Source organism: Staphylococcus equorum, assembly GCF_029024965.1.
In the GTDB taxonomy this organism is placed as follows: Bacteria; Bacillota; Bacilli; order Staphylococcales; family Staphylococcaceae; genus Staphylococcus; species Staphylococcus equorum.
On record NZ_CP118982.1, the window covers coordinates 2,132,024 to 2,157,030 of the forward strand.

Consider the following 25,007-nt stretch of genomic DNA (forward strand, 5'->3'; position numbering starts at 1 on the left):
TTATATTCTTACTAATGATAAAACACATTTAACCCTTGTACCAAATAACCCACAAGTGCTTTCACTAGAAAATAGACTACTACAAATTGAACCATGCAAGAGATGGTAATTACGAATCTTGCAATATAAATCTGTTGTTTCTTCAGCAAACGATTTACATACCATTTTGAAAGCAAGGTTATTAAAATCATTGTCAGTATCCAAACTAATATCATCGTTATGCCCCACTCGCTGTTTATAATTTATTACGTAATTATTTAAGTGCACCCTTGTATATAGTCTATTGGGAATGCTTGTGTATCACTAAATTTAATACTATGATACGCCTTATTTTACCTATGTAAATCAAAGGCTAATTTGCCACAACTCACATATTTTCACGTTGACGATTTTCTATAATGGGTCCCATCTCTGAATTCATAGTAAACCCAATGTTTATACTTTCTATATTCTATAGATAAATTTCAACCTCGGCAACCTCTCGCAAACTATTTATAAGAAAAACCTGTATCTGGTTTTTCAATATTTTATCTTTAAAATCATTTATATCATAATTTTTTTGCGATAATTTCCCATCATCTATAAGTGATTGTCTCATACAACCACGCAAGAAATCTTCATTATATAGAGGTGTATAATAGCATTCATCTTCTTTTATCATGATATTTCCAATATCAAATTCTAATATTTTTCCATTTGAATCATACAACAACACAAGGTCAGTCTGATGATTATGTGATAAATGTTTTCTAATAGTTGTCTTATTTATTAATTCGGGTTTATTTACATTATCTGGTAAAGGTACTAATTTTGCTGTAAATTTATTTTTATCAGATAAGGTTGCAACAACATAATCTAGTGATCCATCTTGGTCTAATAATATTTTTATGCGATACGCACCTGTTGGATAATCATTCATTAACATTTCGATTAACTGATTCCATTTCACTTCATCCAAGTTAAATTTAAGTTGCTCAGCAGACTGTTTTATTCTTTTTTTATGATAAGGCAGGCGCGGAAACTTTCCTTCTTCCAAACGCATCGTTTCAAATAACTGCATTATAACCTCTCCAATATCTTTGTTTTATCCTTAAATTCTTGCACTTCATCGTCAGGCTTAGAGTCTATAGTAATACCTGCACCCACGCCGTATATGGCTTGGTTATCCATGTATTGAATCGTTCGAATAGGCACGTTGAAAATGGACTTCCCTTCAGGCAACAACAAGGCAACTGTACCACAATAACCATTTCTCGGGGTTTGCTCTAACTTTTTAATATACTTCATAGTATTGATTTTTGGTGCTCCTGTAATAGAACCGCACGGAAATAATGCTTTTAAGATATGCATGAGTTTAGTCTCTTGATGTAACGTCCCTGTGACCATCGACGTCATTTGAAACACAGTGTTGTAGCGTTCTATATGAAATGGTTTATAGACTTTTACAGTTCCTGTCTCTGCAATACGGCTAATATCATTTCGTAACAAATCCACAATCATGACATTTTCCGCTTTATCTTTAACTGAATTCATTAACGTATGTAAATTTTGCTGATCTTGCGTTTCTGAATGTCCTCTAGCTATAGTACCTTTCATGGGCTTACTTAATAATACATCTTTGCGATTTTCAAACGGACCACGTTGGAAAAATAATTCTGGCGAAAGAGAAGCTAACTGTACTTCATCTGTATCGATTAAAGCAGAATAAAAACCATGATTTTGCTGCTGTAACACTTCATATAATGTAGCAATCGGATAATGAATGTCATCAGTCAAACGTGTCGTATAATTCACTTGATATGTATTACCTTCAATAATTGCGGATTGAACTGCTTTAATATGAGTAATTAATTGAGATTTATTTAATTGAAATTTAAAATCACATTTTGGTATGTATTGCTCTTTTTTGTCAGTTAATGTTATATCTTCCTTTTTGTCAAAAACATAAGCAGCTGCAAAAACATATTCACCCTGTATTTGTATTGTAGCCATCTGTTCATTAAAAAAAGGTGCCGCTTCATACGGTAAATACAAAGCTACATAGCTACCTTGGTGTTGATGCATTTCTGCAAATTGTATAACGCTGCCTACTTCGTCTAAATGATATGCGATTAATTTATCTTTACACTGCGTAAATTGGTATTGATGGGATTCATATTCTGATTCGTCTAATAAATAGCGATAATTAAATTGTATCTGCATGAGAACCCTCCACGATTTCTATAAATAATTTTATTTGTTCAATACCATATTCACTCAGGATAGATTCAGGATGATACTGTACACCAAAAACAGGTAACGTTTTGTGTGCACACGCCATAATGATACCTTCTTGATTTGTTGCTGTAACTTTTAATATTTTTGGAAATGTCTTAGTATCAGCAATTAAAGAATGATATCGCATAACATAAAATGTATCGGCTAAACCTTTAAAAATACCACTGTTATCATGTTGAATTTGAGTTGTGTGACCATGAATCGGTTTATCACCTTTTATAATATCTCCGCCAAAATAAGTCGTTATTTGTTGAAATCCTAGACATACACCTAGAATTGGAACTTGTTCTGAAAAAACTTTTATAACTTCATTTAATATAGGATAATCATCAGGTGATCCTGGTCCTGGAGAAATAACTATAGCATCTGGAGACATTTGCGTAATCTTCTCAGTAGTAACCTCTTCAACATCTACTACATTAACTGCCCCACTATAACTTTGATTAATATAGTCTACAATATTGTATGTAAATGAATCTTTATTATCAATGATTAGTATCATTTCTTCACCTCGTTATGTATCTTTCACTACCTATTATACTCATTATCCCAAATCTCAACTTGATTTTACAGTTTAAATGTATTATTCTTATCACCGTATAAATGAATATAAAGAGGTTCCTAGCTGACACCCTCTATAAAAAACTAGACACGTAAACAACGTCTATCTTTTTTATAAGGATAGGCGTTTTTTTATGGTGTCATAGCGAAAATGAGTCAAAGCTAGTATGACATTATTAAGGAGTGCAAGATATTATGACGCAACAATCTTTAAACAGTAATAAAGCCATCGTCGTTTTCAGTGGTGGACAAGATAGCACGACTTGCCTATTTTGGGCTAAACAACATTACGATGATGTAGAATTAGTGACATTTGAATATGGACAAAGGCACGATACAGAAATTAAAGTAGCAAAGCAAATTGCTGAAACACAAAATGTAAAACATCACATATTAGATATGTCCTTACTTTCTCAACTTACACCAAACGCATTAACGCAGCATGATATGGATATTGAAGTTGGCGAAGACGGCGTGCCAAATACATTTGTACCGGCCAGAAATCTTTTATTCTTATCATTTGCAGGTGCGCTTGCATATCAAACAAACGCGAAACATATTATTACTGGCGTTTGTGAAACTGATTTTTCTGGATACCCTGACTGTAGAGATAGTTTTATAAAATCAATGAATGTTACTTTATCTCTATCTATGGATAAAGATTTCGTTATACACACACCATTAATGTGGTTAGATAAAAAAGAAACTTGGGCACTAAGCGATGAACTTGGCGTACTAGACTATATTAGATACAATACGCTCACTTGCTACAATGGCGTTATCGGTGAAGGTTGTGGAGAATGCCCTGCTTGTGAATTAAGAGCACGAGGTTTAGACGCTTATCTAAAAGAAAAAGGAGCTGAATAACGTGTTCCAACAAAATTATCCTAACGTTCAACATCCTTATAGCTTTGAACTTAATAAAGACTTCAACTTTTCTGCAGCCCACTATATTCCTAGTGAAGATGCCGGAAAATGTATGCGTACACATGGTCATACCTACTTCGTAAATTTAACAATTGGTGGCGACACATTAGATCATAATGGTTTTTTAGTGAATTTTAGCGACTTAAAAAAATTAGTTCATGACCAATTCGACCACCATTTACTCAATGATTTACCTCAATTCAAAGGCAAGAGTCCATCAACAGAAATCGTTGCACAGACTATTTATGAAATGGTGCAAACTTCATTAAATGAACGAGACAACCAGCCTAAATGTCTACAAGTTTATGTTAGAGAAACGCCAACAAGTTATGTGGTCTATAGACCAAAGGAGTCCAAATATGAGTAAAATTCCTGTTTTAGAAATTTTCGGTCCAACAATTCAAGGTGAAGGCCGAGTGATTGGACGAAAAACGATGTTTGTTCGCACAGCTGGTTGCGATTATCGTTGTAGTTGGTGTGATTCAAGCTTCACTTGGGATGGTAGTGCTAAAGAAGATATACGCATGATGACCGCTGAGGAAATATACGACTCACTTTATGAAATTGCTGGTGACTCATTTAATCACGTAACAATTTCTGGAGGTAACCCTGCTCTTATAAAAGGCATTCAGGATTTAGTCGATCTTTTTGAAACTAAAAACATTTATAGCGCATTAGAAACTCAAGGGAGTAAATTCCAACCTTGGATGACACAAATTGATGACTTAACTATTAGTCCGAAACCCCCAAGTTCAAAAATGAAACCTAATCTACCAATATTAGATGAAGTTATTGAAAATTGTATACCTGCTTCTTTAAATTTAAAAGTAGTAATTTTTGATGACCAGGATTACGATTTTGCTAAAATGATACACCATAGATACCCTACGATTCCTTTTTATTTACAAGTAGGTAATCCTTATCTAGATGGCGATTACGTTGAATCACATACTGAAAAGTTATTATCATTATATGAAACACTCGTCGATCGTGTAATGGCAAGCAGTGATATGAATAATGTTTACGTCTTACCACAGTTACACACATTGTTATGGAGTAATAAAAAAGGTGTTTAAATTGAGTATTTCGTACGATACGTTGTATAATGCTTCTTATCCACATAACGGTGTCACTCATTTTAGTGACTTTAAATCGTTAGGATAACTATCACTGCTAATATATATAAGAAAAACATATTTATTTCTATTTGACCTAATATTTTATGTAAATTTAAATAATTAATTGTTATTAAATGATTAACGTAATATTAATTGGTATAATGTTGCAGTGAAGTATCTAGGTTAGGAGAGCAACATGCTAATAAATATAATTATAAATATAGCTGCGGTATTAATTATTCTTGGAATTGATTTATATCGTCAGAATTTCAAACAACTTAAGTTTAGCTCTATACTCATTGCTTTATCTGTAAATGGTCTCATCAATTTATTTCTCGTCGGTGAATATGACTACATCGCATTTTATACAAGTGCGCAACTCATCATTTGGACCATATTACAATTGTATATAAATAGAAAAGTAACTGTATACGTTATAACAGATCAAAAATTTATTGCGATTGTTCTTACTATTATAATGAGTACATCCTTAATACTTACTTATAGTACAAGTCATGATTCATTTTATATGTCTATTCCTTATTTAGCCCCAGCCATTTTTATCATAGGCGCTATCATGCTTTTTTATAGCACATTTCAACCAAAGGAAAAAGAACAACTTAAATTTATGAATCGTATTCGACGCCCTATTTTTGTGGGCCAAATATTAATTATTGCATCATCATCAGTAATGACACTATTAACACCTTATTGGTACGCTTTTTTAATTATTCATTTATTATTTATATCATTCTTATTATGGCAGAATATATTTTCTTCACATAAATGATTAACCTTTTATATTTCGTGGTATAGATTAGAAGTCGAACGAATAATAAAGGAGGCAAAACAATATGGGCTTTATACTTATGTTAATAGTCGGTGGTTTAATCGGTTGGATAGCTGGTGGCATCGTAGGTAAAGATATACCAGGTGGTATTTTAGGTAATATTATCGCTGGTATTGTAGGTTCCGCACTAGGCTCTTGGTTACTTGGTGATTGGGGTTGGCATTTAGGTGGCATCGCAATATTCCCAGCACTTATTGGGACAATTATTCTAGTAGCAATTGTTTCATTTATTTTCGGTAAATTACGTAAAAAATAAAATTACTAATCTAAAACATTAATAATTTAAATCAAGGCGATAAACCAAATGCTGCAAAGGCACTTGGTTTATTTTTTATAGCTATTAATTCTCTTGAGTCAATCTGTGTTTATTAATTCCATTATTTAATGCCAATTGAAAAGGCTATTGATGATGACTGACTCCTAACTACTAGTTAATAAAGCACTAGACGGATACTAAATGCTGATACTGCGCCTACAGAAAGTGTACAAAAAAAAGTGAAGTTGAGACATGTATTTTGTCTCAACCTCACTTTTTAATTTGGCAGTGGCTGACTGAATTGAAAATGCACTCATATCAATATTTTAAATAACCACACTACTTCATCTATAAAGTTAAGTTGTTATTATGCGCGCACTTCAGCTCTTGTATTCCATTTTCTAGTCATCTTTGCCGAGCTTGGCTCATACAACGAAATCTTATTTAAAAATAAATTTTTGTCCTACTCGCACTTTAAAACATCTAAGTTTTAATTATTATCTATTTTTAACAAGTTTTTTCTCTTCTTCACTTTCATTTATCTTACTTTCATAATTTTGATGATCTTGTTTAAAACGCTCATTCATAGTTTCTTCAAAGCTACGTTCCACTCGTTGACTTGAACAATTTAAGTTCGATGCTTGTACAATATATTTCGGTCGTTGTTTGACCTCATAATAAATGCGTCCAATATATTCACCAACGATTCCAATTGAAATCATTTGTATACCACCTAATAGTAATATTGCAGCAATAGTTGAGAAATAACCTGGTGTTTCAATACCATTAAACACAATTCCTGCAAAACTATAACCGATATACAATAGACTGATAAAGAACACAATAAAACCAAGATAAATCATTGCACGTAAGGGTTTATTATTAAAGGATATCAAGCCATCAATACCATAATTTAACAATTTACCAAATGACCATTTAGATTCTCCGTCTTCTCTTTCTACGTTTTCATAAGTAAACACTTTGGTGTTATACCCAATCCATTCATATAGCCCTTTTGAAAAACGGTTGTATTCATCTAAATCAGTCAATGAATGCACTGCACGTTGACTCAGCAATCTGAAATCGCCGACACCATCTTCCAATTTAATATCTTCTACAAAACGATTAATCATTTTGTAATACAATCTTGTCATGAATTTTCTAGTTGGTTTTTCATTCTTTCTGTCACGCTTCGCAACAACTTGATCATAACCGTCCATATAGCCAGCAATCATTTGGGGTATTAATTCAGGCGGGTGTTGCAGATCAGCATCTATCATAATTGCTGCGTCACAATCTTTACTATTTTGGAAACCTGCAATCATCGCAGACTCTTTTCCAAAATTGCGACTAAACGAAATAAATTTCACATGATTATCCTTAGTCGCTACATCTTGAATAAATTTTATTGTTTGATCTTTACTACCATCATCTACAAATAGTAAATCATAGTCATATTGATGATGTTGACTATCTTTTGATAATATCTCAGTCAAACGTTGATAAGTCTTTAATACTACTTCACCTTCATTATAACAGGGCACTATAACTCTTATTTGCATATTAAACACCTTCATTTCAATTACTTCAATTTCACTTTATCAATTTTTATCACTATAATGCTATACTAACCAATTAGATTTACACAATCTTTATATAGCCTTAATATTCATTGCCCAAACTTAACTTAAGCAACTTATTTTTTAAAAATATATAATCATTTAAATTAGATAGATCTTAAAAAACAGAGCAAAATGATTTAAGCGTTACAAAATAAGATAATACATTGAAATTTAAATATGGTTACTAATGTTGTTCAGTATTAAAATCATTAAAAGTTATAATTTGTAACTTTAGTCTATCAACTATTTGATGAATTTGGAAACAAAACCCTTTATTATCGCTACTAGAACTATTTCAATACTTATTATTATACATATATATAGCACATCGCTTTTTAAAAGTACTGGCGCATAAGCAATAGTATAAGTCAGAACTACTGGCTCAATCCATATTATAAAAATTAAAAGCACCAAGCCATTAGAAAAAACTAATAGATTGATGCTTTCTATTTGAGCTTGAAATATTTATGCTCTAGGTTCTTGTATCACTTCTTATTTCAAACTACCTATACGTACATTATCTGGATCATTTCCTTGACGGTCATCACAATTCAAACGATCTATCTCAGCAATATCTGTCAATTCTAAATTAAAGTCGAAAATATCGTAATTTTCTTTAATGCGTTCTGGTGTTTTTGATTTCGGAATAATTAAGCGATCATGTGACAAATGCCAACGCAATACAATTTGGGCTGGTGTTTTACCATAGCGGCTTGCCATATCTGTGATCAATTCGTGTTCTAATAAACCTCTATTTCTCATCAATGGCATCCATGCTGTCACAGCGATATCATGTTTATTACAAAAAGTTTGTAGTTCATGTTGATTAAAGTATGGATGCACCTCTATTTGATTCACAGCAGGTACGATATCAGTTTGCGACATTAATTTTTCTAAATGGTGCGCATTAAAGTTACAGACACCAATTGCTCGAACTTTGCCTTCTTCATATAATTTTTCCATTGCTTTATAAGTTTCAACAAATAAACCATCCGCTTCACATGGCCAATGTATTAAAAATAAATCTAAATAATCTGTCCCTAGGTTTTCTATCGATTTTGTGAAAAATTCGATTGTATTGTCATAACCTTGGTAATCATTCCAAATTTTTGATGTAAGAAATAAATCTTCGCGCGCTATTTCAGATTGTTTTAATGATTTGCCTAACGCTATTTCATTTTTATAAAAATAAGCAGTATCAAATGCACGGTAACCCGCTTCTAAAGCGGCTGTTACTGCAGGTGCCATTTCTTCATCTGCAATTTTATATACTCCAAGACCCACTCTCGGCATTGGATAGCCATTATTTAAATAATACACGTCTTCTAACATAATTAATCCCCCTTCAACTAAGTTGAAATTATTATAAAGATATATCGTTATACTCTAATCATTATAGCAATACTTAATACATGTATCACGCATAATTGTTTCAATATCAACGCCACCACTATTATGGTAGTAATCTAAGCCTTCTCATGTGAAACACATATACAAAAAAGCTATCGACAAAATCAGAGACTTTATCGATAGCTTTAAATATATAAGACAATGATTAATCGTTATCTTCATTGTCTTCATTATCTTCAGGTGTGGGACGTGTTGCATTGTATTCAACTTCTAATAAAACAGTAATAATTTGATGATTATCGACTTCTGATATAATCCAACGATCATATTCAGTATCGACATAATCATTTTGTTGTAAGTTTGTGTTATGTGCTTGCAACCAACCACCGATTGTATCAATGTCTTCAGAATCAGCAAATTCAATGCCGAGTTCATCATTTAAATCGTCTAATAATACACGACCACTAATTTGATATCTGCTGTCTGTTACTTTTACAACATCGTTTACTTCGTCGTCATCAAATTCATCACGAATTTCGCCAACGATTTCTTCTAAAATATCTTCCATCGTCAAGATACCTGCTGTACCACCATATTCATCAATAATCAAACTGATATGAACATGTTCACGTTGCATACGAACTAACGCATCGCTAATACGTGTTGTTTCAGAAATCATTGGTAAATCATGAATGTAATTACCTACTTTAATAGGTTTGCCTGAAGCATATTCTGTTAAAAACTCTTTTACATTAAGAAAACCTTTTACATGGTCTTTGTCCCCATCTTCTGTAATCGGGTAACGTGTAAATTGATGTTCTTTAATTGTGTCTAATAGCTCATTTACATTAAAGGGTTCGTTCAATGTAGTCATTTGTGTACGAGGCACCATGATATCTTTGGCTTGTCTCTCATCAAATGAGAAGATGTTTTGCATATAAGCCAATTCTGTTTGGTTTATTTCGCCACCGTTATAGCTATTGTTTATTATAATTTTTATTTCTTCTTCTGACATTGCATCGTTATTCGCATCAGGATCTACACCGAACATACGTATAATCATTCTTGAAGAACCATTCATTAGCCAGATCAACGGTTTCATAATGGCACCGAAGTAATACAATGGTCTAGCATATATCAATGCTACTTTCACAGTATGTTGAATGGCCAACGTTTTTGGTGCCAGTTCACCGAGTACTACGTGCAGGTAGGTCACAATGATAAATGCGACAATAAATGAAATTGTCGTTGTTAAGGCTTCAGGTAAATTAACTGCTTCAAATAATGGATGTAATAATTTACTAAAGGTCGGTTCACCTAACCAACCTAATCCTAAAGATGTCACTGTAATACCCAATTGACACGCTGATAAGTAGTAGTCCAAGTTTTTAATCATTTTTTTTACTATACGTGCATTACCATTGCCTTCTGCTACGAGTTGTTCAATTTTTGTCGCGCGGACTTTCACTAATGAAAATTCCGATCCTACGAATACCGTTGTTAATGCTATTAAAAAAACAAATAATGCTAAATTTATTATGGTCACAGTTTCCAATTAGTTCCCTATTTCTAGGGATTCACCTCCAAATATCGTGTCACAATAGGTGACCGTACATAAGATTTATTGCTATGTTGCATTTTCATATTATATACTAAATCCTTCCCATTTGTGACACCTCCCGAAAAATACGCATTTCTTCTATTTTATCACAATCTTAAGTCATCATGTAATTTGTACGTACGAAATTTTATTTCTCTAACTTAACATTTAAACGCAAATTTTAAGTCGCGTCAACTTTTTGATTCAATTTACACTTTACATAACACGTTTTAAAGTGAGTTAAATTTCAGATTGTTATTAAGAAAATTTGTGTATTTCGCCTGCTTTTATAGTAGTTTGGACTGTAATTTCATCATCTACTATAACGATGTCTGCGTCTTTTCCGACCTTCAAACTCCCTTTTTGCGATTCAATATTTAATGCGATTGCTTGATTTAAACTTGTTACTCGCCATAAATTATCTAGTGAATCACCCGTATATTGTATTAGATTTTTCAGTCCTTCATTCATTTTCAGTATGCTACCCGCCAGTGCACCAGATGCTAATCGAGCTTCAGAACCTTTTACTATAACGTTTTGTCCGCCTAAATCATATTCACCATCTGGCATACCTTTCGCTCTCATTGCATCAGTAATTAAGAAAAAGCGTGTATTCCCCTTTTGTTTATAAGCAATTTGAATCGCTGTAGGGTGTGAATGAATACCATCCACGATAAGTTCAGTACTTAAGCTATCATTGGTCCATGCCGCACCAAAAACACCTGGTTCTCTATGCTCGAATGGAGTTCCAGCATTATATAAATGCGTCACATGTTTAGCGCCACGTGCTACCGCTTCATTTGTTTCATCAAAAGTTGCAACCGTATGACCAATAGAAAAACGTATTTGATCATGTAACGCCTCTAATGTTTCGTGAGCACCTTCAACCTCAGGAGCAAATGTGATCACTTTAATTTGGTTGTTAGCTGTTTTTTGAAATTGTTGTACTTTTTCTATAGAGGGTCTTTGCACATAGGCTGGGTTTTGCGCTCCTACTTTATGTTCAGAAATAAATGGTCCTTCTAAATGTATGCCTACGATGTCGGCTGCTTTTAGAACGTTCTGTTGTTTCTGATATTCGATGATGTTTTCTAATGCTTTTGTAATATTCTCGTCAGATTGTGTCATTGTTGTGGCTAAGAAACTTGTTGTGCCTTCAGATAATAGTGATTCTGCTAAATGTTTCAATCCATCATATGATGCGTCCATCGCATCTTCTCCATAGCCACCGTGCATATGAATATCTATAAACCCTGGTAAAACATGCTGACCTTGAGCATCATAAGTTGTTAACGCACCTTCATAATCCCCTTTGCCTACATCAGTAATTTTATCGTTCTTAACAATAATATATCCGCGTTCTATTATTTCTTCTTCAGTATAAATTCTCCCATTTTCAATCACATATTCAGCCATTTTCTCTACCTTCTTTTCTTTGTTTTACGCAATGTGTCTATTTCAACACTTCGCTTTTTATTTTACCAAACTTAAGTCTTTTATTATATTCAAAAGTTTTTGAATTTCAGTATTACATATAAATAAAAACCAGCAGAAATACTCATTAACTTGTGAGCTTCTACTGGTTTTTCTAAGTTTATTCATTTTATAAAACTTTATACACTAGTTAGCTGTAACTTAAGAACTTTGTATTTCGTCTTCCGTCACTTTTGGTTTTAACAATCCATAAATGATTGCACCTACGATTGATCCTATAACAATTGCAATAAGTGATTGTATCACGTGACTGAAATCAGTACCTACTATCACAAAGATACCACCGTGTGGCGCTTGAATTGAAGAACCTAGTCCTAATGCGATTGCACCTGCAACCCCTGAACCCACCATCATTGATGGAATAACTCTTAGTGGATCAGCTGCTGCAAACGGAATTGCTCCTTCTGTAATGAAAGATAATCCCATTACATAGTTTGGTGCGATAGAACCTTTTTGCTCTTTAGTAAATTTCTTGCGGAAAATTAACATCGCTGTTGCAATTGCGATTGGTGGTACCATACCACCAATCATTGCAGCTGTAATTGGTGCAGCATTGCCTTCTGTTAACGCTGCAGTCGCAAATACGTATGCTGCTTTATTAAATGGTCCACCCATATCGATAGCCATCATTGCACCAATGACTAATCCTAAGAGCATAATATTCGTTCCTGATAAACCTTCTAAACCATTAAGTAGTAAATTATTCAACCACGACGCTGGAGGGTTTAATACATAAACCATTACTAAACCTGTGATTGTTACTGATAATACTGGGAAAATTAATGTAGGTTTCAAACCTTCTAATGATTGAGGTAACCCGCTGACAAGTTTCTTAATACCTTGTGTTAAATAACCTGCTAAGAAACCTGCAAGAATACCTCCGATAAAACCTGCATCACCTGAAATTGCTAACATACCACCAACTAAACCAGCTGCAAAACCTGGTTTATCTGCAATACTACGCGCAATATAACCAGCGAGAATTGGTATAATTAACGCAAAGGCACTCTGATTACCAATATTCCATAATTGTTCAGCAAATGCATTATACTCAGAACTATTTGGATCATACGAGTTTGGTCCAAATAAGAAAGCGATTGCCATTAAAATACCACCGGCAATAACAAGCGGTAACATATTGGAAACACCATTCATTAAGTGTTTATAAATTGTTTTACCAAAGCCTTGTTTTTCATTACTTCCAGACTGATTTGATGCTTTATGATTGCCTTTAGCTACAAATGGTTTACGAGAAGTATCTTGTGCTATATTGATCAGTTCTTCAGGGCGTTTAATACCATCTGCAACTGGTACTTCCACAACATTTTTACCATCAAAACGGTCTGTTTCCACATTTACATCTGCTGCAACAATGACGCCAGTTGCGCGACGAACATCTTCATCAGTAATGTGGTTTTTTATGCCCCCTGAACCATTCGTTTCAACTTTTATTTTTACGTTCATTTTTTCAGCTTGTTTTTTTAAAGCGTCACGAGCCATATAAGTATGTGCGATACCTGTTGGACATGCCGTAACAGCTAAGATATAGGGTTCATCCGAATCTGTTGCTGGTGTAGTCGCAGCTGCTTGTGTTTCTGCTTCTTCCTCTTCGGTCGCTTCATCATCTGCTTTATCTATAATTTGAAGCACTTCTTGTGGAGAATTTGCGTGAAGTAAATCTTCACGCACTTTTTCGTCCATTAAAATACCTGATAGCTTAGCTAATGCATCTAAATGAGTTTGTGCCCCACCTTCTGGCGCTGCAATCATAAAGAATAAATGTGCAGGTTGCATATCCAAACTTTGATAATCAACACCTGTTTTTGATTTGCCGAATGCAATCGCCGGTGTGTCTACTGCTGCTACTTTTGCATGGGGTATCGCGATACCTTCACCAATACCTGTAGTACTTTGTGATTCACGATTATGAATTGCTTCTTTAAACGTTGTTACATTATTGAGTTTGCCCGCTTTATCGAGTTGATTCACTAACTCATCAATAACACCATTTTTTTCTGTTGAAGAAAGGTCCATTGCAATTGTATCTTTTGTTAATAACTCGGTTATTCTCATCTTATTCACTCCCACCTAATGTTGTAATCATTACTTGTGATTTAATATTTTCAATAGACGTCCTCGTTGCCAAGTCATCGTTAAATGCTGTTGCCGTCCCAGCCGATACAGCCTGTTTAAATGCTTCTTTAATAGATAAACCAGAATTTAGCCCTGCAACCATCCCCGCTACAGTACTATCACCTGAGCCTACTGTATTTACTACTTGACCATTTGGTACAAGTGCTTTGTAACTATGTTGCTTGTCTACGTACACAGCTCCATCTCCACCGAGAGAAATAATGACTGAAGTCGCGCCCATTTTCAAAATTTCACGGCCGTAATTCATTACTTCTTTATCTGAATTGATAGTCGTATCGAACATCACTTCTAATTCATCTTTATTTGGCTTGATAAATAAAGGGTGATATTTCAAAACAGATTCAACGAGTTCTTTTTCAGCATCAACGACAAGTTTCGCGCCTGTATCTTGTGTGATTTCCGCAATTTGTTCGTATGCGTTAGCAGGTACACTTTTAGGAATGCTACCCGCAACAATAACTGTATCGTGTTCTGAAGTACTGCTGATTTGTGTTAATAAGGCTTCGAATTGTAATTGAGTTATATTAGGTCCTGGCGCGTTAATTTCTGTTTCATGACCTGTTTTCAATTTGACGTTAATACGCGTATCTTCATCAACATGCACAAAATCTGTATCAATTTCTGCTTGCTTTAATGTTTCTTCAATAAATCGACCTGGAAATCCCCCAGTAAAACCTAACGCTGTAGATTGAACACCTAATGTTTTTAAAACTCTTGAAACATTTATGCCCTTACCACCTGCAAATTTATTTGTTTCAGTTGCTCTGTTTAACCCATTAAGTTCAAATTCATTTGAAAACATAATGTAATCAATAGAAGGATTAAAGGTTACTGTATAAATCATAATGTTCCTCCAATAAAATTATATTTTTCAGCATAATATTGAAAAGTCACGCCTTGCATCGCTTTTGCAGAAGTGACTAACGCCACATTCTCTAGTAAAGGCACATGTGCGAAATATACTTTTTCATATTTAGCATGGTCTACTAATACATAAACTTGCGTTCCTAATTCCATAGCATGGTGCTTTATGATTGCTTCTTGTTCATCTGGTGTAGTCAGTCCATATTTCATGTCAATACCGTTCATACCGAGAAACACTTTATCAAAACGATATCGATTCAGCGTCTTCAGTGCACTCGCACCTACTGTCGCAAATGTTGTTGCTTTCACTTCTCCACCAAGAATGAGTGTTCTAATACCTCGTTTTAATAATTCTTCTACGTGCGTCAAACCATTTGTCACTACAATAATGTCATTTGCATTAATATATGGAATCATTTCTAAAGTTGTTGAACCCGCATCTAAAAACACACAATCGTCATCATCTATTTGGCTCGCTGCTAATCTCCCAATTTCTTGTTTTTCTCTTAGATTAGTACTTCTTTTATCAGCCAAATTAGGTTCTAACAAAGATGATTGATTTAGCTTTGCGCCACCATGTATTCTTTTTAACTTTCCCATTTGTTGCAATTTTGATAAATCGCGACGAACTGTTGAGGCACTACTACCTGTTCGATCAATCAATTCTTGTAGTGTTAAAAAGTCTTTTTGTGACAATTCAGCCAATATTAACTCGTGGCGTTTTTCCGTGATCATCGCTTCACCTCATCTCAACACCATTATAATGTTTCCGTTTTCATTTTTCAATCATTATTTACCAAAAACAATCAAAAACAATCAAAAATATGACACATTTTTTCAAAATCTCTTAATTTAGCTATCTGCTTTAAAAATCAAATCAGTTTTTTATTTCATAAAGCAAAAAACCATAAAGCAGGAAATAATCCGTTACTTTATGGTCATTAGCTTAATAATATTTAATTATGTTCATCATGTGTCACTTTTTAACTTTGGCTCGTGTTGTTCTAATTAAATGCGCTACATCTATTTTAATTTGTGTACCACGTGCTCCACCACTGACATAGATAGCATCTATTTCTTCAACTTGTCGATCAATAATTGTTGGGAATTGCCGTTTCATACCAATCGGAGAACAACCGCCACGGACGTAGCCAGTCACTTTTTTTAAATCATCAAGTGGCATTAACTGTAATTTCTTTTCATTAACTGCTTGCGCTGCTGACTTCATATCAAGAGAGGCATTTACAGGAATAATAAATACAAAGTGCGCATGTTTAGCATTTTCTAACACGAGTGTTTTATAAACTTGTGATACATCTACGCCGACTTTTTCAGCTACAGTCTTTCCATCCATATGACTTTCTGATACCTCGTAAGTATTGACGCAATACTCAATTTTCAAGCGATCGAGCATACGCATTGCATTTGTTTTAACTTCCTTCATTACAACACCTCGTATCATATGTTAGTAATAGTTCACTAAGTTATAACTGATATCATTCATACTTTTATTTAAAATCTAAGATTTATTTATCTAAGTCTAAGTTTTTTATAAAACGAGTTAATTCTTCATGCATAGATTCATCTTTTAAAGCAAATTCAATTGTAGTTTTCACAAAACCTAATTTTTCACCTACATCGAATCGATCACCTTCAAAGTCGTAAGCATAAACTTGATCGTGTTTATTTAATCTTTCAATTGCGTCCGTAAGTTGAATTTCTCCACCTGCACCTTTGCTTTGAGTTTTTAAATAATCAAAAATATCAGCTGTAAGAACATAGCGACCCATAATTGCTAAATTAGACGGCGCAGTGCCTTGTTTCGGTTTTTCAACGAATTCTTTCACTTCATATTTTCTACCTGATTTTTCTAATGGATCGATAATACCATAGCGATGTGTTTGGTCTTCTTCTACTTCTTGTACGCCGATCACAGACTTTCCAGTTTCTTCATAAGCTTCTATCAATTGCTTAATGGCTGGATTATCAGATTCAACAATATCATCACCTAAAAGCACCGCAAATGGCTCATCACCTATAAATTGGCGTGCAGAATAAATAGCATGACCTAAACCTTTTTGCTCTTTTTGTCTTACATAAAATATATTAGCAAGTTCTGTAGAATATTTTACTTTTTCTAGTAAGTCCGTTTTTCCTTTATCTTGTAAAATCATTTCTAATTCTTTTTGATTATCAAAATGGTCTTCAATTGCACGTTTATGTTTACCAGTAACTATAATGATATCTTCGATGCCTGCTCGTGCTGCTTCTTCTACTATGTATTGGATTGTAGGTTTATCTAATATAGGTAACATTTCTTTTGGCATAGCTTTCGTAGCTGGTAAAAATCTTGTTCCTAAGCCAGCTGCAGGTATGATTGCTTTTTTTATCTTTTTCAAAAATGCTCATCCTTTTCATTAAAATATTTTAATCTTGGTTTATATAGTTTGCACTCATTTCAATTGATAATATTATCATAACATTGATACTTACTGCTTTATACTAATTTCATAGCATAAAAAAAGCCGCGCAACTCCATTTTATCATCAGTTTACGCGACTTATATTTTACTTTTAATTTAACGATGGCTGACGAACTACGTCACCCACTTTGTTTACTACCACTTTATATTCTTTTTCTGTTTTAGACTCATAAAAAGTATAAAACATACCTTCTTTAGATGTTTTAACATTTTTGAGAACTGCATTCTCACCGAGTTCATCTTTAGCATACTTTTCAGCAATTACTTTTGATTCTTGAGGTGAAATACTAGGTGTATTAGAAGTTTGTTGCTCTTTCACGCGATATGACTTATCAAAAATGTGCGCTTTATTATTTTTATCTACCGTAACTCTATAAAAAGTGTTGGGCTGTTCTTTGTTTTCAAAAGTAAAAATATAATAATAGGCACCTTGGCATGTGCGATCAATACCATAATCATTATATGCATTAGCAGCATTATTATCTTTATTCACAAGTGTTTGTGCTTCTTTTTGTGCTTCGGAGAACTTGGGTAAATTAGAATTCCCGATTTCATTATTTTTTAAATTGTGTGTCGTTTTTTTAGCTATTGGTACATATGCTTCGGCATTATAAGGTTCTTCTTGTTCAACATCTTTCACTGCTGCACTAATAGTATTATCACTGTTGTGATTGTCGTCACCTTTAGTTTCAGTTCGTTTATCATTGTTTGAACAACTAGAAATTGTTTCATGAACTTTTGCTAGTGCTTGTTGATTTGTAGCTATAAATAAGAGAAAACATAAACAACAAGCAAGAAGGAATGCCATAATTGATAAAATTAAATTTTTCAAATTCATCCCCTTACTTACATTACTTTTTTAATATTTCCTACATATTAGCATATTTTATTAACTTAAAACTTATATAGACCACAATTTAAACCAATCGTAATCTCTGTAACATTAATATTACGCAATATGACTTTATTTAATCTTAATGTCATATTGCGAGTCATATAACGCTAAAATTATATAAATTAAAAAGAACGTACGTGAATGAGTCTACGTACGTTCTACTTTATTTATCTTTTTAAGTTATGATTTTCTAAGATTCGTTCTTATCATTTTTTCAACTAGTATAACAAACATACCAAGTATCATTACTGCAACTGCCATATATAAAGGATATTCAAAGTTAACGTCATATAACGTCCCAGCCACTAAAGGTCCTATAAAATTCCCCATACTCGTAAAAGTGGAATTTAAACCACCTGCAAAACCTTGACGATCTCCTGCAATATTAGAAAAATAATTCGTGATTGCAGGTCTAATCATATCAAAACCAATAAACACAATAAAGCTGATTACCATGATAGACCAATAACCATCCACAAATGTCAAAGCGAGTAATACAATTGCTGAATATATCAACGAATAATTGATAAATGTGAGTTCTTTAAAATGTTTCATAAATTTATCAAAGAAGAATACTTGGAATACAGCACCTAATATACCCCCACCTGTAATTGCAAATGAAATATCTAAAGGTGAATAATGTGCTTTATCTGCTGTATATAATGGGAATAATGTTTCAAATGCTGATAATCCAAAAGCGAGCACAAGTGTTAAGGTGATTGGTGTAAGGAAGACTTTCCAATCAATTTTTGTAAGTAATTCAGGTTGATACACTGTAAATCCATCTTGTGTTTCGTTTTTAGGATTTTTAATCAAGATAATAGAAAGCAGTAATGCTAAACAGCCACTAAATCCTGCTACGTAAAATGGTAGCCTATGAGAAAATTCTGCAAGAAAGCCACCTATACCTGGCCCTAAAATAAAGCCAGAGTTAATAATTGCTGACATATAGCCAAAATTCTTAGCTTTATCTTTACCTATTGAAATATCTGCAATCATTCCAGTAACACCAGGCATAACCATACCAGCACTGAACCCACCAAGAATTCTAGACACAATTAAGAGTGAGAAAGTATGACTAGCGGCAAACAAGAATTCTGATATTGCAAAAAGTCCTAACCCAATACAAATAATTAATTTCTTTCCTAATTTATCTGCTAACGTCCCACCAAATGGCGAAATAACCATTTGAGCTAATGCAAAGACGGCAACAAGAACCCCTAAATCGCTACCTTTTAATCCTAAATCTTTCAAATAAACAGGAAGAACTGGAACAACTAAACCAATACCTAAAAAGACTAGGAAAATATTAAAATATAAAATTACAAATTGCTTATTCACGTTTCTCACTCCATTCGTTTATACCATTCATATCATGATACGTTCTTTTAATATATATATATAATATTAGAGTATTTTATAACATTTATACATCAAAAGACAATAGAAAATTTTGTTCATCTAAACACTTTTATATAAACTATAAAAAAGAACTTGTATACTATAGTTGTAATCAATTTTAAGAATGGAGGTTTCACATGGTATATCAAGTTGACGGAAAGACAATTGTGCTTGTTTTAGAACGTGGCGAAGACATTGTAGAAGCAGTGACAGATATAGCTAAAGAACAAGGCGGTAAATTCGGTACAGTAAGTGGCATTGGTGCTTGTGATGATGTAGAACTTAATTTTTATAACATCGACACTAAAACTTATGAGAAAAAATCCTTTGAAGAACCATTAGAATTAATTAGTCTTTTAGGTAATATCTCTCACATCGATGACAAACCATTTGCGCATTTACATGCAACCTTTGGGACTAATACTTACGCAACACTTAGTGGTCATTTAACGAAAGCGGTCGTTTCAGCTACAGCCGAAATTGTAATCACTATGACCGACTTAGATATTAACCGTAAACATGATGAAGCAATTGGACTTAATTTATTAAATTTATAACTGCATCCTAACCAGTGGATCACACGTAGATTAATTGCACTATCGACTCATTAAAGACTGATGAAAGGTTCCGCATATATGGATTCATCAGTCTTTACTTCTTTTCTAGCTAAAACAATTAACCTTTCATTTAGTCGTTTTTTTAAAATGTATTTATAACTACAATCATTCTTTTTTTATTCAACCGTAAATCATTTAGTTAATAACAATTCATCATTATCATTGATATTTACATTCAAAAAATGTATTATATAATCTCATATTCAAAAATACGAGTTAATTTTCCCTTAGCTTTTTTAATATTGAGAGAGGGAATTTTTATTGGCATTTTTTCAATAAAATTGCTATTACTAGTAATTTCCACAATATATTTAAATGCTTTATTCAGAAAGAAAGTAGGTGTATTTATGAAGGCTCGTTATATCGCTAGAACGGTATTTCTAATATTAATCATTATTTCTATTTTCTTTAATGATTACTATCAATTTATGACTTTAAATTTATTTCTAGCATATGTGCCATTTGAACTATGCTTACTCTTAAATCTATTTAAACCTGTACATAAATATGAATGGCCACTATTTATTATTTTTGCTCTTATTTTCTTATTTATGGTGCCTAACACACTTTATATGGTTACAGATTTAATTCACTTAAATCAATTTACATTCAATTTCTATCAAGGTTTAATATTAGTAGAATGGGCATATTTCACTTTTCTAGTATCAGCAGTGTTACTTGCATTGTATTTATTAATTTTAATGTTTTTAGAAATGGAAAAATTCACGCCTTACCTCTGGTTAAATAGAACAATAATCATTGCAATGATGTTTTTAAACGGTTTAGGCATTTATATTGGACGTTTCTTACGTTTACATTCAGTCTACCTTATTAATGAACCGCTTCGCATTATCAATAAAGTATGGTCAAATTTAAATCTTGAAGCAATATGCTTTGTGCTGTTGCTTGTAGTATTACAAGGCATATTAATTTTATTTGCGAAAGGGGTACGAAGTGCAAGATGACATTTAACATTATAATTTTGCTTATTGTGCTTATCGTATTTCAATTAATTATTGGACATCTATTGCATGATATAGGATTTTCATATACTCGTAGTATCATACTCATGTGTCTCCCTTTAGGTATTGGATTATTTTATTTACAATTATTTTATTACGAACGCCGTTTCCCTAATTGGGACGTACCAAAAAATGTAAGAGTAAGACTAAAATATATGTATATATTAACATTTTTTGAATATGTTGCTTTATACATCTGTATTTTTAGATTGTAATTAATTCGAATTTGGATTATAAGTATAAGTAAGTAAATCTAGATCATAATTTTAAATTGAATAAAGGGCTATTAAGGTTCCATAACGGAACCTTAATAGCCCTTTTTTATATTGAAATAAAATCGGGTGGTAATACATAAATCAAAAGTTGTAATTTGACCTAATATGCCCGCCCCACAAGTCTGCCTAGCAAATGGCATACAAGAGCTTAAACTCTTGCATAAGAACTAAAGGGCATTTTCAATTCACTCAGCCACTGCTAATTTAATGATTGAGGCTGAGACATGTATTTTGTCTCAGCCTCATAGTTCTAATAATCTTTCTTAGTATATTTCACTATTGTTTATTGTTTGAGTGATTTTTTTACTTCTGTAACTGCGTTTGCAGAAACTTGTAATTGTGCCTGTTCGTCTTCAGATAATTGTAATTCTACGATACGCTCTATACCTTTAGATCCTAAAATTGTTGGTACGCCTAAACATATATCAGAGAAACTGTATTCTCCCTCTAATAATGCAATGCTTGGTAATAAACGCTTCTGATCTTTTAAAATTGCTTCAACCATACTGTAGACCGCTGATGCAGGTGCATAATACGCTGAACCACTTCCAAGTAATTCTACGATTTCTGCGCCTCCTTTTCGCGTACGCTCTACAATCTGTGTAATTTGCGTATTGTTCAGAAGTTTATTCAGAGGCACGGCGTTTACATTTGTTGATGTTATTAAAGGTAACATCGTATCGCCATGGCCGCCTAACACTAATCCTCTGATATCTTTAACCGATACATTAAGTGCTTCTGCAATAAATGTTTGGTATCTAGCTGTATCTAAGACACCCGATTGTCCGATTACACGTTCCTTTGGAAAACCAGAGGCTTGTAATACAGAATAAGTCATGGCATCTACAGGATTTGTAAGTACGATTATTTTGCAATTAGGTGAATATTTTACAATTTCTTTCGTTACATCGTGCATCACAGCTTCGTTGACTTGAACTAAATCGTCACGACTCATACCAGGTTTGCGTGCCACACCAGCAGTGATGACAACTACATCAGAGTTCGCTGAATCAGCATAATCAATAGTACCTGTTACATTAACATCGAAACCATATATCGGACTACTTTCTAATATATCTAGTGCTTTTCCTTTCACAAGGCCTTCACTCTCTGGACGGTCAATGAGTACGACATCTGCGAGTTCTTGTTGGGCCACAATAAAAGCTAATGTTGCGCCAGTATTTCCAGCACCTATTATCGAAACTTTTTGCTTTGTCATAATGCAATCCCCCTATATCGTCAATACATATTGTATGTTTATTATAACATTCAAAATATGTATCGCGCTATTTAAATCATAAGAATCTAAAATTTAATCTGGGGAGAATATCAATCTTATTTTTGCGTTCTTTGTCGTTTGAACCATTTCCAAATGACAAAAATAATTAAAATAGCTAAAATAATATAAATAATACGAGAATATATATCCATATAATAAACAATCGTGTGCCAATTACCACCTACGGCTTGGCCTAAATAAATTAACACTGCGTTCCAAATGATAGTACCTACTGTAGTAAATAGTATGAATAAGGGGATATTCATACGTGTTAAACCAGCTGGTATTGAAATTAAACTTCTCAATAAAGGAACAAAGCGACAGAAAAAGACTGTCCAATAACCATATTTTTCAAACCATTGAATTGTCTTATCTAAATCTTTCGTCTTCAAACGTAAAATCTTTCCATATTTATCTACAATACGGTAGAGATTACGTTCACCAATCCAAGCGCCTATACCATATAACACAATCGCTCCGACTACAGAACCAATTGTTGAGGTAACTAGAACACCAGTATAGCCTAATCCAGATTGGGTAGTCATAAAACCACCGAACGTTAAAATGATTTCAGATGGAATTGGTGGAAATATATTTTCTAAAAAGATAAGTAGGCCTATGCCCCAATATCCATATTGTTCCATAAATTGTGTAATCCACTGTTCCATTTACTTCCTCCTATTTTGTTCGATAATACATAACCTTTATTTCTCTGGACGTTCATAAATTAAAGTAAATTATTTGCCGCTGCATATAAATATAGTGATGCACCAAATAATGCCATAGATAAAATCGTTAATATTAACGCTAGTATTGCAGTACGTTTGTAATGTTTTATAAACGCTACAAATAAAATACCCGCGTTATAAAAGAAAAACAATCCAAATAGCGTCATCATTAAAGTTATATCAGGAAATGCTAAATTTAAAATTGCGATGACAAGTGCAAATCCTAAAAATGGGAAATTAATAAAATTACGTTGAAATTTAAGTTGGTTTCTTTGATGTTGTTCGTTCTGTGTATTCATTAGTTACGCTCCTTCAATATGTACTTTAAGGGATATCGTGGCCTAGGGACGCTGTATAAATATCAAACCATTCTTGATCTGTAATTGTAACTTCTAAACCTTTTATTGCTTCGTCAATACGTTCTATTTTATGAGTGCCTAATACAGGCATTATTGTTGCTGGATGTTTATTTAACCATGCCATTACAATGCCATTCACACTAGTATGATATTTTTGTGCTAGGGGGGAAATCACGGCCATAATTCGAACAGATTTTTCATCTTCTAAATCGAATAATTTACCGCCTGCCATAGGACTCCATGACATCATTTTAACATTATCTTTATACATATGATTCATTAGGCCATTTTCAAGTACATCTATAGTATATGGCGAAATTTCTAATTGGTTTAATGTAATATGCAACTTATCAGAAACAAGATGTTTGCTCAATAAATCATATTCTGATTTATTAAAATTAGAAACTCCAAATGATTTCACTTTCCCCTCGTTAACTAAAGCAGTGATTGCTTCAGTCACTTCTTGTGGATCCATCAAAGGTGATGGTCTATGAATAAGTAGTGAATCCAGATAATCTACTTGCAACTCTTGTAGAGAACGATCTACAGACTTTTGAATATGATGCTTACTATGATCATAACGGTGACCGTCTGCTTCATGTATACGTTCTGATGGCAGCACAATACCACATTTAGTAACAATCTCCATTTGTTCACGTAATTGAGGAGATAATTTCAATGCCTCTCCAAATATACCTTCACATGAGTACCCACCATATATATCAGCATGATCCATAGTAGTAATACCTCGTTCTACTAATTCATTAAGGTAACGATTTAATTGTTGTGGTGTCCACTGCCAATCTTTTGCTCTCCAGAATCCTTGTATTACTTTTGAAAATGAAACATGTTGATTAATCTTTACTTTATCCATAT

Annotated in this window: 27 protein-coding genes; 8 read left to right on the forward strand and 19 right to left on the reverse strand. The window is 33.2% G+C overall.

Annotated elements, in window-relative coordinates:
- Nucleotides 1–11: 11 nt before the first annotated feature.
- From PYW44_RS10325 to PYW44_RS10340, 4 genes are all read right to left on the reverse strand, one after another.
- Nucleotides 12–215 (reverse strand): hypothetical protein, encoded by a 204-nt coding sequence (locus PYW44_RS10325; protein WP_021339428.1) that lies wholly within the window; start codon nucleotides 213–215, stop codon nucleotides 12–14.
- Between the two features lie 236 nt (nucleotides 216–451).
- Complete coding sequence (locus PYW44_RS10330; RefSeq protein WP_065367342.1) at nucleotides 452–1,060, reverse strand: aminotransferase class IV; 609 nt, start codon at nucleotides 1,058–1,060, stop codon at nucleotides 452–454.
- On the reverse strand, nucleotides 1,060–2,202 hold the full coding sequence (locus PYW44_RS10335) for a chorismate-binding protein (RefSeq protein WP_069828155.1): 1,143 nt from the start codon (nucleotides 2,200–2,202) through the stop codon (nucleotides 1,060–1,062). Before PYW44_RS10335 ends, PYW44_RS10330 begins: the two co-directional genes overlap by 1 nt.
- Nucleotides 2,186–2,779 carry an anthranilate synthase component II gene (locus tag PYW44_RS10340; RefSeq protein ID WP_065367340.1) on the reverse strand — a complete coding sequence of 198 codons (594 nt, stop codon included), beginning with the start codon at nucleotides 2,777–2,779 and terminating at the stop codon, nucleotides 2,186–2,188. Before PYW44_RS10340 ends, PYW44_RS10335 begins: the two co-directional genes overlap by 17 nt.
- A gap of 254 nt (nucleotides 2,780–3,033) precedes the next feature.
- Here PYW44_RS10340 and queC point away from each other — a divergent pair, with 254 nt between their 5' ends.
- The 5 genes from queC (at nucleotide 3,034) to PYW44_RS10365 (ending at nucleotide 5,989) form a co-directional block, all read left to right on the forward strand.
- Entirely contained in the window at nucleotides 3,034–3,705 is a 672-nt protein-coding gene (queC, locus tag PYW44_RS10345; protein WP_021339424.1) for a 7-cyano-7-deazaguanine synthase QueC, read from the forward strand.
- 1 nt (nucleotide 3,706) lies between these two features.
- Nucleotides 3,707–4,132 (forward strand): 6-carboxytetrahydropterin synthase QueD, encoded by a 426-nt coding sequence (gene queD / locus PYW44_RS10350; protein ID WP_021339423.1) that lies wholly within the window; start codon nucleotides 3,707–3,709, stop codon nucleotides 4,130–4,132.
- A complete protein-coding gene (queE, locus tag PYW44_RS10355; RefSeq protein WP_002508323.1) occupies nucleotides 4,125–4,841 on the forward strand; it encodes a 7-carboxy-7-deazaguanine synthase QueE in 717 nt (238 codons plus the stop codon). Before queD ends, queE begins: the two co-directional genes overlap by 8 nt.
- A gap of 238 nt (nucleotides 4,842–5,079) precedes the next feature.
- Nucleotides 5,080–5,673, forward strand: coding sequence for a hypothetical protein (locus PYW44_RS10360; RefSeq protein WP_002508324.1), 594 nt, complete (start codon nucleotides 5,080–5,082; stop codon nucleotides 5,671–5,673).
- Between the two features lie 64 nt (nucleotides 5,674–5,737).
- Nucleotides 5,738–5,989, forward strand: a complete 252-nt coding sequence (locus PYW44_RS10365) for a GlsB/YeaQ/YmgE family stress response membrane protein (RefSeq protein ID WP_021339421.1) — start codon at nucleotides 5,738–5,740, stop codon at nucleotides 5,987–5,989.
- 497 nt (nucleotides 5,990–6,486) lie between these two features.
- Here the strand turns inward: PYW44_RS10365 and PYW44_RS10370 are convergent, their stop codons facing one another.
- The 11 genes from PYW44_RS10370 to norA form a co-directional block, all read right to left on the reverse strand.
- Nucleotides 6,487–7,551, reverse strand: coding sequence for a glycosyltransferase family 2 protein (locus PYW44_RS10370; protein WP_021339420.1), 1,065 nt, complete (start codon nucleotides 7,549–7,551; stop codon nucleotides 6,487–6,489).
- A 552-nt stretch (nucleotides 7,552–8,103) separates the two neighbouring features.
- Nucleotides 8,104–8,943, reverse strand: a complete 840-nt coding sequence (locus tag PYW44_RS10375; RefSeq protein ID WP_069828156.1) for an aldo/keto reductase — start codon at nucleotides 8,941–8,943, stop codon at nucleotides 8,104–8,106.
- A gap of 223 nt (nucleotides 8,944–9,166) precedes the next feature.
- Nucleotides 9,167–10,516, reverse strand: coding sequence for a hemolysin family protein (locus PYW44_RS10380; RefSeq protein WP_002508328.1), 1,350 nt, complete (start codon nucleotides 10,514–10,516; stop codon nucleotides 9,167–9,169).
- A 303-nt stretch (nucleotides 10,517–10,819) separates the two neighbouring features.
- A complete protein-coding gene (gene nagA / locus PYW44_RS10385) occupies nucleotides 10,820–11,977 on the reverse strand; it encodes an N-acetylglucosamine-6-phosphate deacetylase (protein WP_046465069.1) in 1,158 nt (385 codons plus the stop codon).
- A gap of 219 nt (nucleotides 11,978–12,196) precedes the next feature.
- Nucleotides 12,197–14,128 (reverse strand): PTS fructose transporter subunit IIABC, encoded by a 1,932-nt coding sequence (locus PYW44_RS10390; RefSeq protein ID WP_021339417.1) that lies wholly within the window; start codon nucleotides 14,126–14,128, stop codon nucleotides 12,197–12,199.
- A gap of 1 nt (nucleotide 14,129) precedes the next feature.
- Nucleotides 14,130–15,053 carry a 1-phosphofructokinase gene (gene pfkB / locus PYW44_RS10395; RefSeq protein WP_046465068.1) on the reverse strand — a complete coding sequence of 308 codons (924 nt, stop codon included), beginning with the start codon at nucleotides 15,051–15,053 and terminating at the stop codon, nucleotides 14,130–14,132.
- Nucleotides 15,050–15,808, reverse strand: a complete 759-nt coding sequence (locus tag PYW44_RS10400) for a DeoR/GlpR family DNA-binding transcription regulator (RefSeq protein ID WP_002508332.1) — start codon at nucleotides 15,806–15,808, stop codon at nucleotides 15,050–15,052. The genes pfkB and PYW44_RS10400 overlap by 4 nt, the downstream gene beginning before the upstream one ends.
- Before the next feature lie 241 nt (nucleotides 15,809–16,049).
- Nucleotides 16,050–16,517: a Cys-tRNA(Pro) deacylase gene (gene ybaK, locus PYW44_RS10405; protein ID WP_069828157.1), complete on the reverse strand. Its 468-nt coding sequence runs from the start codon at nucleotides 16,515–16,517 to the stop codon at nucleotides 16,050–16,052.
- Nucleotides 16,518–16,599: 82 nt separating this feature from the next.
- Nucleotides 16,600–17,472: a UTP--glucose-1-phosphate uridylyltransferase GalU gene (gene galU, locus PYW44_RS10410; RefSeq protein WP_002508334.1), complete on the reverse strand. Its 873-nt coding sequence runs from the start codon at nucleotides 17,470–17,472 to the stop codon at nucleotides 16,600–16,602.
- A gap of 174 nt (nucleotides 17,473–17,646) precedes the next feature.
- Nucleotides 17,647–18,387, reverse strand: a complete 741-nt coding sequence (locus PYW44_RS10415; RefSeq protein ID WP_002508335.1) for a hypothetical protein — start codon at nucleotides 18,385–18,387, stop codon at nucleotides 17,647–17,649.
- Nucleotides 18,388–18,630: 243 nt separating this feature from the next.
- Nucleotides 18,631–19,791, reverse strand: coding sequence for a multidrug efflux MFS transporter NorA (norA, locus tag PYW44_RS10420; protein WP_064783100.1), 1,161 nt, complete (start codon nucleotides 19,789–19,791; stop codon nucleotides 18,631–18,633).
- A 197-nt stretch (nucleotides 19,792–19,988) separates the two neighbouring features.
- On the opposite strand from norA, the gene PYW44_RS10425 reads away from it, so the two are divergent.
- From PYW44_RS10425 to PYW44_RS10435, 3 genes are all read left to right on the forward strand, one after another.
- On the forward strand, nucleotides 19,989–20,408 hold the full coding sequence (locus PYW44_RS10425) for a PPC domain-containing DNA-binding protein (protein ID WP_002508337.1): 420 nt from the start codon (nucleotides 19,989–19,991) through the stop codon (nucleotides 20,406–20,408).
- Nucleotides 20,409–20,815: 407 nt separating this feature from the next.
- Nucleotides 20,816–21,433 (forward strand): DUF1361 domain-containing protein, encoded by a 618-nt coding sequence (locus PYW44_RS10430; RefSeq protein WP_021339413.1) that lies wholly within the window; start codon nucleotides 20,816–20,818, stop codon nucleotides 21,431–21,433.
- Nucleotides 21,430–21,705 (forward strand): hypothetical protein, encoded by a 276-nt coding sequence (locus PYW44_RS10435; RefSeq protein WP_021339412.1) that lies wholly within the window; start codon nucleotides 21,430–21,432, stop codon nucleotides 21,703–21,705. Before PYW44_RS10430 ends, PYW44_RS10435 begins: the two co-directional genes overlap by 4 nt.
- Before the next feature lie 343 nt (nucleotides 21,706–22,048).
- Here the strand turns inward: PYW44_RS10435 and mdh are convergent, their stop codons facing one another.
- The 4 genes from mdh to PYW44_RS10455 form a co-directional block, all read right to left on the reverse strand.
- A complete protein-coding gene (gene mdh / locus PYW44_RS10440; RefSeq protein ID WP_064783101.1) occupies nucleotides 22,049–22,984 on the reverse strand; it encodes a malate dehydrogenase in 936 nt (311 codons plus the stop codon).
- A gap of 116 nt (nucleotides 22,985–23,100) precedes the next feature.
- Nucleotides 23,101–23,712, reverse strand: a complete 612-nt coding sequence (locus PYW44_RS10445; protein WP_002508340.1) for a DedA family protein — start codon at nucleotides 23,710–23,712, stop codon at nucleotides 23,101–23,103.
- A gap of 59 nt (nucleotides 23,713–23,771) precedes the next feature.
- Nucleotides 23,772–24,071, reverse strand: coding sequence for a hypothetical protein (locus tag PYW44_RS10450; protein ID WP_002508341.1), 300 nt, complete (start codon nucleotides 24,069–24,071; stop codon nucleotides 23,772–23,774).
- A gap of 25 nt (nucleotides 24,072–24,096) precedes the next feature.
- The gene (locus tag PYW44_RS10455) at nucleotides 24,097–25,005 is read right to left on the reverse strand and encodes an aldo/keto reductase (RefSeq protein ID WP_002512085.1); all 909 of its coding nucleotides are present in this window, start codon (nucleotides 25,003–25,005) and stop codon (nucleotides 24,097–24,099) included.
- Between the last annotated feature and the right edge of the window lie 2 nt (nucleotides 25,006–25,007).